General features: G+C 61.7%; 10 protein-coding genes and 1 other annotated feature. Of the genes, 8 read left to right on the top strand and 2 right to left on the bottom strand.

The genetic code is table 11. The annotated features are described in order from the left end of the window. Positions 1-85: 85 nt before the first annotated feature. The 6 genes from uvrB to AC07Y0_RS07840 all read left to right on the top strand — a co-directional run bounded on the left by uvrB (position 86) and on the right by AC07Y0_RS07840 (position 8,448). On the top strand, positions 86-3,241 hold the full coding sequence (gene uvrB, locus AC07Y0_RS07815; RefSeq protein WP_498676093.1) for an excinuclease ABC subunit UvrB: 3,156 nt from the start codon (positions 86-88) through the stop codon (positions 3,239-3,241). Between the two features lie 412 nt (positions 3,242-3,653). Then, positions 3,654-4,145: a histidine kinase gene (locus AC07Y0_RS07820; protein WP_498676095.1), complete on the top strand. Its 492-nt coding sequence runs from the start codon at positions 3,654-3,656 to the stop codon at positions 4,143-4,145. Between the two features lie 377 nt (positions 4,146-4,522). Beyond that, entirely contained in the window at positions 4,523-4,654 is a 132-nt protein-coding gene (locus AC07Y0_RS07825) for a hypothetical protein (protein ID WP_498676097.1), read from the top strand. Between the two features lie 103 nt (positions 4,655-4,757). After that, positions 4,758-5,942 (top strand): hypothetical protein, encoded by a 1,185-nt coding sequence (locus AC07Y0_RS07830; protein WP_498676099.1) that lies wholly within the window; start codon positions 4,758-4,760, stop codon positions 5,940-5,942. After that, positions 5,942-7,081: a hypothetical protein gene (locus AC07Y0_RS07835; protein WP_498676102.1), complete on the top strand. Its 1,140-nt coding sequence runs from the start codon at positions 5,942-5,944 to the stop codon at positions 7,079-7,081. Before AC07Y0_RS07830 ends, AC07Y0_RS07835 begins: the two co-directional genes overlap by 1 nt. Positions 7,082-7,935: 854 nt before the next feature. Further along, the gene (locus tag AC07Y0_RS07840) at positions 7,936-8,448 is read left to right on the top strand and encodes a hypothetical protein (RefSeq protein WP_498676104.1); all 513 of its coding nucleotides are present in this window, start codon (positions 7,936-7,938) and stop codon (positions 8,446-8,448) included. Between the two features lie 39 nt (positions 8,449-8,487). On the opposite strand, the gene AC07Y0_RS07845 is transcribed toward AC07Y0_RS07840, so the two are convergent. After that, on the bottom strand, positions 8,488-9,105 hold the full coding sequence (locus AC07Y0_RS07845) for a J domain-containing protein (RefSeq protein WP_498676105.1): 618 nt from the start codon (positions 9,103-9,105) through the stop codon (positions 8,488-8,490). 471 nt (positions 9,106-9,576) lie between these two features. Between AC07Y0_RS07845 and AC07Y0_RS07850 the strand changes: the two genes are divergently transcribed. Continuing rightward, positions 9,577-9,789, top strand: coding sequence for a cold-shock protein (locus AC07Y0_RS07850; RefSeq protein ID WP_028735154.1), 213 nt, complete (start codon positions 9,577-9,579; stop codon positions 9,787-9,789). Between the two features lie 322 nt (positions 9,790-10,111). Here the strand turns inward: AC07Y0_RS07850 and dusA are convergent, their stop codons facing one another. After that, complete coding sequence (gene dusA, locus AC07Y0_RS07855) at positions 10,112-11,140, bottom strand: tRNA dihydrouridine(20/20a) synthase DusA (RefSeq protein WP_498676110.1); 1,029 nt, start codon at positions 11,138-11,140, stop codon at positions 10,112-10,114. A gap of 377 nt (positions 11,141-11,517) precedes the next feature. On the opposite strand from dusA, the gene AC07Y0_RS07860 reads away from it, so the two are divergent. After that, positions 11,518-12,746, top strand: a protein-coding gene (locus tag AC07Y0_RS07860) for an IS3 family transposase (RefSeq protein ID WP_498676113.1) whose coding sequence is annotated in 2 segments (ribosomal slippage) — positions 11,518-11,812 and positions 11,812-12,746 — 1,230 coding nt in all. Because the reading frame shifts where the segments join, the coding sequence is not laid out codon by codon here. Next, positions 11,799-11,915: a sequence feature (AL1L pseudoknot), on the top strand. Its footprint overlaps the gene before it by 117 nt. Positions 12,747-12,768 lie beyond the last annotated feature (22 nt).

Here is a 12,768-nt window from a genome sequence, read left to right on the forward strand (position 1 = left end):
AGCAGGACGACAGCAGTTGCTTTTTTGTTCTCGTTCTCGGTTGCCCCCCCTTCCCTTTCGCCCTGACTCTCGCCATATTCGCCGCATGGCCAAGACACCGAAAAATCCCGCCGCCCCCTCAGGTTTCGAGGAGGCTCCCCAGGCATCGTTCGACGGCGCGCCCCTCTCCGGCAGCGTGTCCGACTGGGTGAAACAGCTCGAGGCGGAGGCCGAGGCGTCGACCGTCGAGAGCCAGCGCGAGCTCGCCTCCAAGGCCGGCAAGCACCGCAAGAAGATCGAGATTGAGGCGCGCAAGCATTCCGAACAGGTGGCGCTGGCCAAGACGCTGACCAAGTCCGGGGCCAAGGCGGCCGAAGGCAAGGCGGCCGGACCGAGCGCCGGCCGCAGCGCGCGCGGCACCTCGATGGGCGGCTCCTCCGATCCGAAGACCCGCGCGGCGGCCGGCCTCAACCCGGTCGCCGGCATGGACGTGTCGCTGGAGGATGCCGGCACGCTTGCGCCCGGCGCAGTCACCGCGACCGTCGAGGCGCTGTCCTCGCTGATCGAGAGCGGCAATCCGCTGTTCAAGGACGGCAAGATCTGGACGCCGCACCGCCCGGCCCGGCCGGACAAGTCCGAGGGCGGCATTCCGATCCGCATGGTGTCCGACTACCAGCCGGCCGGCGACCAGCCGACGGCGATCAAGGACCTGGTCGAGGGCCTGGCGAACGACGACCGCACCCAGGTGCTGCTCGGCGTCACCGGCTCCGGCAAGACCTTCACCATGGCCAAGGTGATCGAGGCGACGCAGCGCCCGGCCGTCATCCTCGCGCCCAACAAGACGCTGGCCGCCCAGCTCTATTCGGAGTTCAAGAACTTCTTCCCCGACAATGCGGTGGAATATTTCGTCTCCTATTACGACTACTACCAGCCGGAAGCCTATGTGCCGCGCTCCGACACCTTCATCGAGAAGGAATCGTCGATCAACGAACAGATCGACCGCATGCGCCACGCCGCCACCCGCGCCATCCTCGAGCGCGACGACTGCATCATCGTCGCCTCCGTCTCGTGCATCTACGGTATCGGCTCGGTCGAGACCTATACCGCCATGACCTTCCAGATGACGGTCGGCGACCGGCTCGACCAACGCCAGCTGCTCGCCGACCTCGTCGCCCAGCAGTACAAGCGCCAGGACATCAATTTCGTCCGCGGCTCTTTTCGCGTGCGCGGCGACACGATCGAGATCTTCCCCGCCCACCTGGAGGATGCCGCCTGGCGCATCTCGATGTTCGGCGACGAGATCGACGCGATCACCGAATTCGATCCGCTGACCGGCAAGAAGACCGGCGAGATGAAATCGGTGAAGATCTACGCCAATTCGCACTATGTCACCCCGCGGCCGACGCTGAACGGCGCCATCAAGTCGATCAAGGAGGAGCTGAAACAGCGCCTCGCCGAACTGGAAAAGGGCGGCCGCCTGCTGGAGGCGCAGCGGCTGGAACAGCGCACCCGCTACGACATCGAGATGCTGGAGGCGACCGGCTCCTGCGCCGGCATCGAGAACTATTCGCGTTACCTCACCGGCCGCCGCCCCGGCGAGCCGCCACCGACCCTGTTCGAATACATCCCCGACAATGCCCTGCTGTTCATCGACGAGAGCCACGTCTCCGTCTCCCAGATCGGCGGCATGTACCGGGGCGACTTCCGCCGCAAGGCGACGCTGGCCGAATACGGCTTTCGCCTGCCCTCCTGCCTCGACAACCGCCCCTTGCGCTTCGAGGAATGGGACGCCATGCGGCCGCAGACGGTCGCGGTCTCGGCCACGCCCGGCAACTGGGAGATGGAACAGGCCGGCGGCGTGTTCGCCGAACAGGTCATCCGCCCGACCGGCCTGATCGATCCGCCGGTCGAGATCCGCCCGGCCAAGAGCCAGGTCGACGACGTGCTCGGCGAGATCCGCGAGACGGCGCTGAAGGGCTACCGCACCCTGGTCACCGTGCTCACCAAGCGCATGGCCGAGGACCTCACCGAATACCTGCACGAGCAGGGCGTGCGGGTGCGCTACATGCACTCCGACATCGACACGCTGGAGCGCATCGAGATCATCCGCGATCTCCGCCTCGGCGCCTTCGACGTGCTGGTCGGCATCAACCTGTTGCGCGAAGGCCTCGACATTCCCGAATGCGGCTTCGTCGCCATCCTCGACGCCGACAAGGAAGGTTTTTTGCGCTCGGAGACGTCCCTTATTCAGACCATCGGCCGCGCGGCGCGCAACGTCGACGGCAAGGTCATCCTCTATGCCGACCAGGTGACCGGATCGATGCAGCGCGCCATGGACGAGACGGCGCGCCGCCGCGAGAAGCAGACCGCCTACAATATCGAGCACGGCATCACGCCGGAATCGGTCAAGGCGCACATCTCCGACATCCTCGATTCGGTCTACGAGCGCGACCATGTGCGCGCCGACATTTCCGGCGTCGCCGGCAAGGGCTTTGCCGATGGCGGCCATCTGGTCGGCGGCAATCTGCAGGCCCATCTCAACGCGCTGGAAAAGCAGATGCGCGACGCCGCCGCCAATCTCGACTTCGAGGCCGCCGCGCGGCTGCGCGACGAGATCAAGCGCCTCAAGGCCGTCGAACTCGCCGCCATGGACGACCCGATGGCCAAGGACGAGGCACGGCAACTGGAACGCGGCGGCGAACCCCGCATCTCGCTCTCCGGCCGCTCCAAGACCGGCCGGCCGCGGGACACGGACGGCCGCCCCGGGTCGATCTCCCCCCTTGAGGGGGAGATGTCCCGGCAGGGACCGAGGGGGGCAGCCCCCGAAGATGCGGCGCCCGGAGACCACCCCCCTCTGTCGGCTCCGCCGACATCTCCCCCTCAAGGAGGGAGATCGGAGACCGCATCCTACTTCGCCAAGCCGACGCTCGACGACATGGGCCCGGGGACCGACATGCCGACGCCGGCATCCAGGAGCCTGTTCCGCCAGAACAGCCTCGACGAAATGACCGTCGGCCGCACGGAAAAGCCGGTGCCCGGCAAACTGCCGCAGAAACCGAAGACCGAGCCCGACCGCGGTCCGATCTCCCCCCTTGAGGGGGAGATGTCGCCGAAGGCGACAGAGGGGGGTGTCTCCCGGCCCGCCGCCGACGATCCCCGCCCGATCATCCGCGCCAAACCCGGCGCCGGCTCCTACGAGGATCCTGGCGACCAGAAACGCAAGACCCGCACCAAGGGCAAGACCGGCCGGCCGGGGCGGTAACCTTCTCCCCCTCGGTGGGGGAGAATGGAATTTCAGCACCTTAGCAAAGCTAAGTGCTAGAAATTCCAAGTGAGGGGGCAAGACCGAACCTCGGCGATCACCCCCTCACCAACAAAATCTAACACTTAGCCTTCGGCTAAGCCGTTGATTTTGTAACCTCTCCCACAAGGGGAGAGGTGGGTTTCGGCCGCCGGGCAGGACGGGCACCCTCCCCCTTGTGGGGAGCATTGGGGGGCAAGGCCCTCGCCGCATCCGCCCCCGCCGCCACCCCCTCCGCCCCTTGCCCCACCCGGACCTTTTTCGGTCCAAGCGGCAAAATCCCGTCGCTTCGCCCGAGCCGGGCCACGCGCCGTTCACGCTCATCGGCTATGCTCGCGCCCGCAACAATCCGGCCCGCCCAAGGAGCACGCCCATGAAAACCCTCGCCACCGCGGCCTTCGCCGCCCTTCTCCTGACCACCGCCGCAAAGGCCGGCGAACTGTCCTTCCCGTCCGACGCGCCGATCGCCTCGATCACCGTGCCGGACAGCTGGACACTGGACGAAACCGACACCGGCGCCGAGGTCACCTCGCCGGACGAGGCGATCTACTTCTTCATCGACGTCGCCGACGCCAAGACCACCGACGCCGTCATCGACGACGCCGCCGACTTCCTCACCGAGAACGGCGTCACCGTCGACCCGGCCAGCCTCAAGCAGTCGACCGACAAGCTGAACGGCATGGACATGGTCAATCTCGACTGGGACGGCACCGACAAGGACGGGCCGGTGTCGATCGGCATGTCGATCGTCGCCCCCAATCCGGAAAAGCTGCTGGTCATCACCTACTGGGGCACCAAGGGAGAGCAGGAAAAACACGCCACGGACCTGGTGGCGATCATCAACTCGCTGAAGCCGGTCAAGTAGGCCGACCACGAGTCTCCTTCTCCCCGCCTGCGGGGATAAGGTGCCCGGCAGGGCGGATGAGGGGCAAGGCCAAAGCCCGCGACGCCCTCCTCTCCCCTTGTGGGAGAGGATAGTTCGCCCCAAGAGGCGAAGCCGATTGGCTCGGCGAACTAGGTGAGGGGGTCTTTCCATTGCCGCCAGCAACCACCCCCTCACCAACAAAATCTAACACTTAGCCTTCGGCTAAGCTGTTGATTTTGTAACCTCTCCCACAAGGGGAGAGGTGGCGCTGGCCGGAGGCAAGCCACAAACGCGACGCCCTCCTCTCCCCTGGTGGGAGAGGATAGTTCGCCCCAAGAGGCGAAGCCGATTGGCGTGGCGAACTTGGTGAGGGGGTCTTGTCCCCGACCCTCATCTGCTCCAAACCCGGCGCCAACTCCTATGAGGTTGAGGGTCCGAGTGGCCCGGACGGCAACCAGAAGCGCAAGCGCGAGACCAAGGGCAACGGAGCGTTCGGCACGGTGATCTAAAAACAATCTTTACGGGTGCGACAATTAAGGCGATAAACGCATTCGCCGGCCGTAGTTCCCACCGCTGGCGGAAACCTATCAACGACAAAGTTTGAAGAAACTGATGTTTAGCCTCATTGAAGACCACCGAGTTAAGTGCCTCTCCATAATGATCTCACTCACGGTAACTGAGTATCTTGCGTTGGCAGAGAACGCTTACCATAACAAAGGTGGGATCGAGGGACAGCGAAGTAAGTTAACCACGAAAACTGCGCAAACAATTCGCCAGCGGATGGTAGAGGATGTCGCCAGGGGAGCAGTTCTCCCTCCAGTTGTCATCGGTTACCAGACCGACGGCGACAACTATGAGCGCATATCGCGCTCAACGTCCAAAGAAGAGTTGCTGCAGATTTTGGGCAAAGACCAAACTGATAGCCTGTCAATCATCGACGGGATGCAGCGCACTACTGCTCTGCAAGAGGCAATCAACGCGGGCCGTAATATCGGAAATAACTTAGTAAGAGTAGAATTCTGGATCGCCCTTGAGGTCAACTCGCTGATTTACCGCATGCTTGTACTCAACACTGGCCAGGTTCCATGGGAAATCGGTCGGCAACTGGAGACTGTCTATGGGCAAATCGTAAAGATCGTCAGAGACAAAATCGGCGACGAAATTGAAATCTTTGCCAAAGATGACAATCGGAGGCGCCGCCAGCATTCTCAGTATCAAGGCCAATCGATAATCGAGCTGTTTATCATCTTTACCTCAAGAAAGGCCGAGGTAGATTTGCGCGACAAAATATCTGAAGACTTCGCGCGGATGAACGCTATTGAATCCACATCTCACTCTGAATTTATCGGCTATTTCACAGATGTTCTCTCGCTTCTGACGAAGTTTGACCAGGCTCTTTCCCGGTTTTCAAGCAAAGAGGATGAAAGCACGGAAAACGTGAAGATAGCGGAAGGGAAGGACCTTTTTAATTCATTCCCGGCCATGGCAGGATTCTGCGCAGCTGCATCACTGTATCTCTTTGATTTGCCAGGATTTGAAACCAACTGGACTGATGTTCCGTCAAAGATGGCTCAACTCCGGGATGCAGTTGAAAAGATATGCGCGTCGCTCAACGAGCAAGCAGATCAGAGCGAATTCAGGGCATTTTTGAGACTGCAAACACTAAACGAGCTGCTGTCGCGCCGCACGGGCCAAGTGGGGAGGTATGAACGCGAACTGTTTACCAGCGCATTCAAGGCAATGTTCACACATGCCGATCGCTTGACGAACTTCGAACCTGTATGGATGGCCCACTAGTGCCAAAGCCGACAATCAACGAACTGATCGCGAACACTTTTGTCCCCATACTTGAGTGTGCAGGAGCTACTGCACAACAGTTCAGCCTAACAACTGAAGGATTGCCGCCTGACGACCTCCAACATCAGTCGCCCATCGTGAATTCAATGAAATTTGAAAGTAGACCACTGGCGCTTGGCGGGGGCGCGCCTTATTTAAAATCATCGTATGAAAACAGAAACTACTACTTTATTGGTACAGATTCACTCAGTATTGACGAAGTCAAACTACTCGACGAAACGATGGGTGCCGCTGGCTTTACCCGTGAAGAGTTTTTGCCCTGCCATTTTCTATTGGCACGGTTTCACCTGAACGATTTCTATAAACTTAAGTCTGAATATAGAAGAAGAGATTACTGCGCAGATATTCTCTCTCCAGCTAAGGAAAATGATTATACAGGACATAGATTTGTCGACCTTATTGAATTATTTCAGTCCATTTCTCTATACAGCATTGATTGCGACGCAACTGAATATCAAAGCTCCCCCTGGATTCTTCCTGTATACATCACCAGCCAGATAAGAAGCTTGAGATCCGACATTGTTGGAGAGAGACTCAACAACGAATTGATAAACCTTTCGAAACACACACACGGCGACGTTGAGAACATATACAACAGCCTTACATCTACCCATCACAGTCAGATATTCCTAGAGATATATAGGTACTATGAAAATGTATTTTCTCTGCCGTGGGGTATCGCTTTGAAAAGCAACTTTAATCTTGGCGGAGTCGCCGTCCCCATAGCCCTTGACTGCAGACGGCAGCTCAAGTGGCGAGCTAAGGAAGATGAGTCAATTAAGGGCCTGTTTTCGATGGTTGGGTACGAGCTACTGCAGGAATTGAGTTTCAATAAAATTGAACTATTTAAAGATATAAATAATTCAGATTCAGAGCCGATGGCAAAGGCGGCGGCAGTTGGACGTCGCTTGTACAAAATAAGGAACATACTTGTTCACAAGGAAGACTTCGAGGACACAAATCCGATAGAGCCGAGGGAGGTAATAGACGATGAACTTCTTGTCGCGTTTTGCAAGTTGGCGGCCGAGATATACAAAAATTACCATAATGATATTTTTTCAGCCGATATCGCAGCTTAATCTAGTTCGAAACGGGTCAAATTAGCTCACCCCTCCGTATGAATTGTCGCAGGCACTGAGAAGTGTTGGGCGAGAATATTAGTGCAGAAATCGTGGACTACTGCTGACGCAAGGCAGAATGAGATTTCATCCCCACGCCTTCGTCCATTGAAATTAAGCATTCTCTGTTTCAGTTTCAAATCCGCAGTCCAATTGTTATTTGTGCACTAGCCGCCACCCGAGACGGGCAAGCCCACCCCAATTCCCCCAACAAAATCAACACCCATCCCCCCGCCTTTTCCCCGCCCTCTCCGCCCGCGTTTACACTCTCCCCGTCCCGCCATCGGATACACCGGGTGTGCGTGCCCGGCGAGGTGGGATCGGCGCTGAGGGGTTCGGGCGATCGCAGGCCCGGTCCTTCGGGGTCCGCGGAAAATGGTCTCCCCCTGGCGACGTGGGGGCAAGGTTTTTTCGGGCTTTGGACAGCCCGAAACCTTGCCGGCCCTGACAGCGCGCCGGGAGCGCCTGTGTGGCGTGGCATGGTGGTAAGACCGGGTTGTCGAGGGTGTGCGGGCGTCCGCCGGTCAAAAGCCGGGCCCCGCGTGAAAAATCCCCGGCAAGGGCCGGCGCCGCAGAGAGGCCGAAGTCGCGGGCAAAAACCGCCGAACGGGGCGCTGAAAGGTGCCACATAAACCAATTTTACGAGGCAGCTGACAGCGCCCCGTCCGTCCCGGCTTGCCGGGAGAATGAAGAACACCGGAGAAACCGGAGGGCAAGAGGCCCGGCCGGCGAAAACCCGTGCCCTTGGACGAGGGCGCGCAACGAGGGGCCGCCGCGCGACGGGAGCCGGCAAGGCCCGGCAAGGGAGAGAAGCCATGAACGAAGCCGTCGAACTGCCGGACCCCGAAGTCCCCGAGATCGACGATGACATCCGGGAGCCTCTGATGGCGCGCACGGCGGAGCTGCTCGGCGTGCCGGTGCGCGCCTGCCCGGTCCGCGCCTGCTGGCGCAGCGGCGCCTGCCGCTATGTCGACCCTGAAACGGCCCCCATCCGTCCCTGGTGCATCCACCAGTTGACGGAAACCGAGCGGGCCGGCTTCGAAGCGCTCTATACGCGGGTGCGGGCGGCGCTCATCATTCTGCTGCTGGACGCCGAGCCCCTGCCCTCGCCCGATCCGGAGACCCGCGAGCTGCAGGATGCCGCCCTCGAGATCGCCGCCACCGTGCTGTGCGATGATCCGGACAACCGGCCGGTGGTGCGCCGGTGGATCCGGCGCCGGCGCGACAAGCTGCCGGCGCTTCTCGACGGCGACGCGCTCGCGGCCTATCGCGCCGTGGTCGCCAGCGTGCCGCGCGAAATGCTCAAGGGACTGCCCTGGACACTGTGAGAGCGCATGGTCGGAACGATGCGCCGTCCCGGCCGGCCCCTATTCCGCCGCCTCGGCCTCGGCCTTGGGCGGCGCGACCGCCTCCAGCTCGTAGGAATAGCCCTCGAGCATGGCATAGGCCCGCTCGATCGCGGCGATCTGGGTTTCGGCGGCGCGGATGGCGTCGGTGATCGACTGGGTGCGGGCGCGCAGCATGGAGCCCAGCACGTCGGCCTCCGGCCGGCGGCCGATGCGGTCGGCATGCTGGCGCACCCGTGTGCGGTGGCGCTCCAGCTCGAGAATGTGGAAGCGGGCCTTCAACAGGTCGTCGGTCAGCTTGCGGCGGAGCCCGGCGACGGGATCGAAGCTGCCGGGCTCGCGCTCGTCGAGGATCATCTCGTTGACCAGCGTCTCGAGCATCATCAGGCCTTTCAGGTCCGTGGCATCGGCGAGCTGCGGGTCGTAGCCGGTGTCGTCATAGACCCTGCGGCGCACCGGGTCCTTCAGCAGCTCATAGGACGCGGTGAGCGCCGCGAACCGGTCGAGATCGCCGCCGGCGTCCGGGTGGGCGGTCTTGGCCACCTTGCGATAGGCGGCCTTGATCGCCGCCTCGTCGGCGTCGCGCTCCAGTCCGAGCAGTTGGTAGGGATCGATCACGGCGGCACCTGTCCTCGGCATGTCTTCATTGCCCCCGCAAGGTTCCTAAAGCCTCGCGGGTCCCGCTTCAAGTCGCAAGCCGGCTTGTCCAAAGAATGACGGCGGGGAGAGAAGAGCGACCGGCGAACGGTGCCGGCCGGCGGCGTGTCGCCCTACCGCAGCGCACCCGGTCCGCCGCCCGGGCGCCCCCCCTCAAATCTTAATGGATTCAGCCGGTTGCCGAGTTGGGGTGCCGATGTCGGCCATGTTAGGCTCTTGCCTTTTCCCGAAAAAGGCCTTAGCAATGGCGTCGTTCGGGCACTAATGATCCCGGAGACTGGACCGACTGTATGACCGCCGGAGCGGTCCTGGGGGCTTCCTCCCGCTGGTAGACGTTCTTTCCCCGTTATCGCGACTTCCGACTAGCCCGTCACACCGAAGGGCAATATCGCCCCTGCTTCCGGCCCGCCGGGCGCCGGGAAACCAACGACACAAGGGACAAGGAACTCTCCCATGGCCACCAAAGGCACCGTAAAATTCTTCAACCAGGACAAGGGCTTCGGCTTCATCACCCCGGAAGGCGGCGCAAAGGACGTATTCGTTCACATCTCCGCTCTCCAGGCTTCGGGCATCCAGACCCTGAAGGACGGCCAGCAGGTTTCGTTCGACACCGAGCCGGACCGCATGGGCAAGGGCCCGAAGGCCGTCAACATCCAGGCCTTCTGAGCCTGTTCGCCCAAAGGCGATGATCTTATCGAACGGCGTCCCTCGGGGCGCCGTTTTTCGTTGCGCCGCCGGCTGCCCGGCTGACTCGGGGGGCGAGGCCTGCCGCATGGGGACGCGCGCCGCCGGGAAAAGCCGTGCAGGCGGCAAGGCACCGCGAAAAATTTCGTCCCCGCGGGGCGAAGGCGTGAGAGAATGGCTTCGTCACGGATGGCCGGGGGTTTTGGTTTTCGGCGTCGGACGCAGGTCCCCAAGCTGTTTTCCGAGGGCCAGGGCCTTAGGGCTCAACGCCCTCTCCCTGCGGGCTGTCGCCCCTGGAAGTGCCTCAGACCGCCGCCGCCTGCCGGGTGTCGGGCGAAACCTTCGGCCCGCCGGCAAGGTCGACGGCGGCAAAGGCCTCGGCGATGAGCGCCGGCCCGGCCGAGGGCTTGGTAGCGTCGGAGAGGATCTGCCGGTAGCGCCGTGCCCCGGCAAAGCCCTGGAACAGGCCGATCATGTGGCGGGTGACATGGTTGAGCCGCCCGCCCTGCGAAATCACGCGCTCGGCATAGGCGATCATCGTGTCGCGCACCCCGTCCCAATCCGGCGCGCGGGCCGGCTCGCCATAGATCTTTTCGTCCACCTCGGTCAGAAGCGTGGCATTGTGATAGGCGGCCCGGCCGAGCATGACCCCGTCCATCACCGCCAGATGGCCGAGCGCCTTGTCGAGCGTGTCGATGCCGCCATTGATGCCGAGGAAGACCTCCGGGTTCTCCCGCTTCATCCGGTGGACGAGGTCGTAGTCGAGCGGCGGGATGTCGCGGTTTTCCTTCGGCGACAGCCCCTGCAGCCAGGCCTTGCGTGCATGGATCCAGATCGCATCGGCGCCGGCGGCCACCATGCGGGCGAGGAAATCCGGCAGCACCGCCTCCGGCGCCTGGTCGTCGACGCCGATCCGGCACTTGACCGTCACCGGCACGCTCGCCACTTTTTTCATCGCCGCGACACAGGCCGCCACCGTCTCCGGCTCGCGCATCAGGCAGGCGCCGAAGGTCCCCGACTGCACCCGGTCGGACGGGCAGCCGACATTGAGGTTGATCTCGTCATAGCCGTAATCCGCCGCGATCCGCACCGCCTCGGCCAGCTTCGCCGGATCCGATCCACCGAGCTGCAGCGCCACCGGATGCTCCTCCGGCGAAAAGCCCAAGAGCCGGTCGCGATGCCCGTGGATGACAGCATCGGCCACCACCATCTCGGTATAGAGCAACGCCCGCGCGCTCAGCCGCCGGTGGAAGTACCGACAATGCCGATCCGTCCAGTCGATCATCGGCGCAACGGCGAAGACGGGAGCCTTGAAATATCTCTGTGTTTCCATCTTTGCAGGCTCTTGCAGCACTGTCTCTTCCGTCTTGTTTAAGCTCGTTTTGTCCCAATTCCGCTTGCCCATAGCTGGACTTGGCACAATGTACCAAATGAGAGAAGCGCCATGGGCTCTATCACCCCTCGCAAACGCATGGATGGCAGTATCGGCTACATGGCACGAGTGCGGTCATGCAGGATGGCGTGTTATCACGAGACTGAAGCTTTTGACAGACGCCCTGCTGCGGCGGCATGGCTCAAACCGCGCGAACAGGCGCTCTCGAAACGAGGGGCAATCGCCAAATTAAAACGCTGATCCGACGACCCTGGCCAAGGTCATTGAACCGCGCCGGGTTTGCCGGAGGCTCCAACGTCTGAGAAAATGGGGCCGATATGATCAAGACGACGAACAAATTTTCACCTGAAGTCCGCGCCCGTGCGGTGCGGATGGTTTTGGATCACCAAGGCGAATATTCCTCGCGATGGGCAGCGGTTTCCTCGATCGCCGCCAAGATCGGCTGCACGGCGCAGACGCTCAATGAATGGGTGAAGAAGGCGGAAGTGGACGATGGTTCCCGGCTTGGGCTCCCAAGCGAAGTCGCCGAGAAGATGAAGGCTCTGGAGCGGGAGAACCGCGAGCTTCGGCAGGTCAATGAAATGCTGCGCAAAGCGTCCGCTTATTTCGCGATGGCGGAGCTCGACCGCCCATTGAAGCGATGATCTCCCGCATCGACGAACACCGCTCGGTATTCGGGGACGAGCCGATCTGCAGACTGCTGCCGATTGCCCCATCAACCGACTACGAGAACGTTGCCAAACGCCTGGACGTGGACCGGTTGTCGGTCCGCGCCCGCAGCGACATTGCATTGAAGATCGAGATACGCCGTGTGTTCGAAGCGAACTTCCGCGTCTACGGCGTGCGCAAGGTCTCGCGGCAATTAAAGCGGGAGGGTTTCGATATAGCCCGCTGCACCGTCGCCCGGCTCATGCGATCGATGGGACTTCGGGGTATCATCCGGGGCAAGCCGATCCGCACGACGGTTCCCGACAAGACGGCTGCGAGCCCGCTCGATCGGGTGAACCGCCAGTTCAAGGCTCCTGCGCCGAACAGGCTCTGGGTTTCGGATTTCACCTATGTGGCCACCTGGCAAGGCTTCGTCTACGTAGCCTTCGTCATCGACGCCTTCGCGCGCCGGATTGTCGGCTGGCGGGTGAGCCGGACGGCGCATGCAGGCTTCGTCCTCGATGCTTTGGAACAGGCGCTTCATGAGCGGCGTCCCGTTCATGGCGGCGGTCTGGTTCACCACTCGCACAAGGGCGTTCAATACGTGTCGATCAAGTATTCGGAGCAACTGGCCGAGGCAGGCATCGAGCCTTCCGTCGGAAGCGTTGGCGACAGTTACGACAACGCCCTCGCCGAAACGATCAACGGCCTTTACAAAGCCGAGGTCATCCATCGGCGCGGACCGTGGCGCAGCTTCGAAGCGGTTGAATTCGCCACCCTGGAATGGGTCGACTGGCTCAACCATCGACGGCTTCTGGAGCCTATCGGCAACATTCCGCCAGCCGAAGCCGAGGAGAAGTATTACGCCATGCTGGACGAACCAGCCATGGCTGCATAACTTAAACCAAACAGCCTCCGCA

The sequence above is a fragment of the Allorhizobium sp. GW101-3B10 genome, assembly GCF_059424725.1.

Excerpts from the sequence above, each read along its gene's own strand:
- AC07Y0_RS07850 (WP_028735154.1), top strand. The coding sequence starts at position 9,577 with ATGGCCACCAAAGGCACCGTAAAATTCTTCAACCAGGACAAGGGCTTC.
- AC07Y0_RS07845 (WP_498676105.1), bottom strand. The coding sequence starts at position 9,105 with ATGCCGAGGACAGGTGCCGCCGTGATCGATCCCTACCAACTGCTCGGA.
- AC07Y0_RS07830 (WP_498676099.1), top strand. The coding sequence starts at position 4,758 with ATGTTTAGCCTCATTGAAGACCACCGAGTTAAGTGCCTCTCCATAATG.
- uvrB (WP_498676093.1), top strand. The coding sequence starts at position 86 with ATGGCCAAGACACCGAAAAATCCCGCCGCCCCCTCAGGTTTCGAGGAG.
- AC07Y0_RS07820 (WP_498676095.1), top strand. The coding sequence starts at position 3,654 with ATGAAAACCCTCGCCACCGCGGCCTTCGCCGCCCTTCTCCTGACCACC.
- dusA (WP_498676110.1), bottom strand. The coding sequence starts at position 11,140 with ATGGAAACACAGAGATATTTCAAGGCTCCCGTCTTCGCCGTTGCGCCG.
- AC07Y0_RS07840 (WP_498676104.1), top strand. The coding sequence starts at position 7,936 with ATGAACGAAGCCGTCGAACTGCCGGACCCCGAAGTCCCCGAGATCGAC.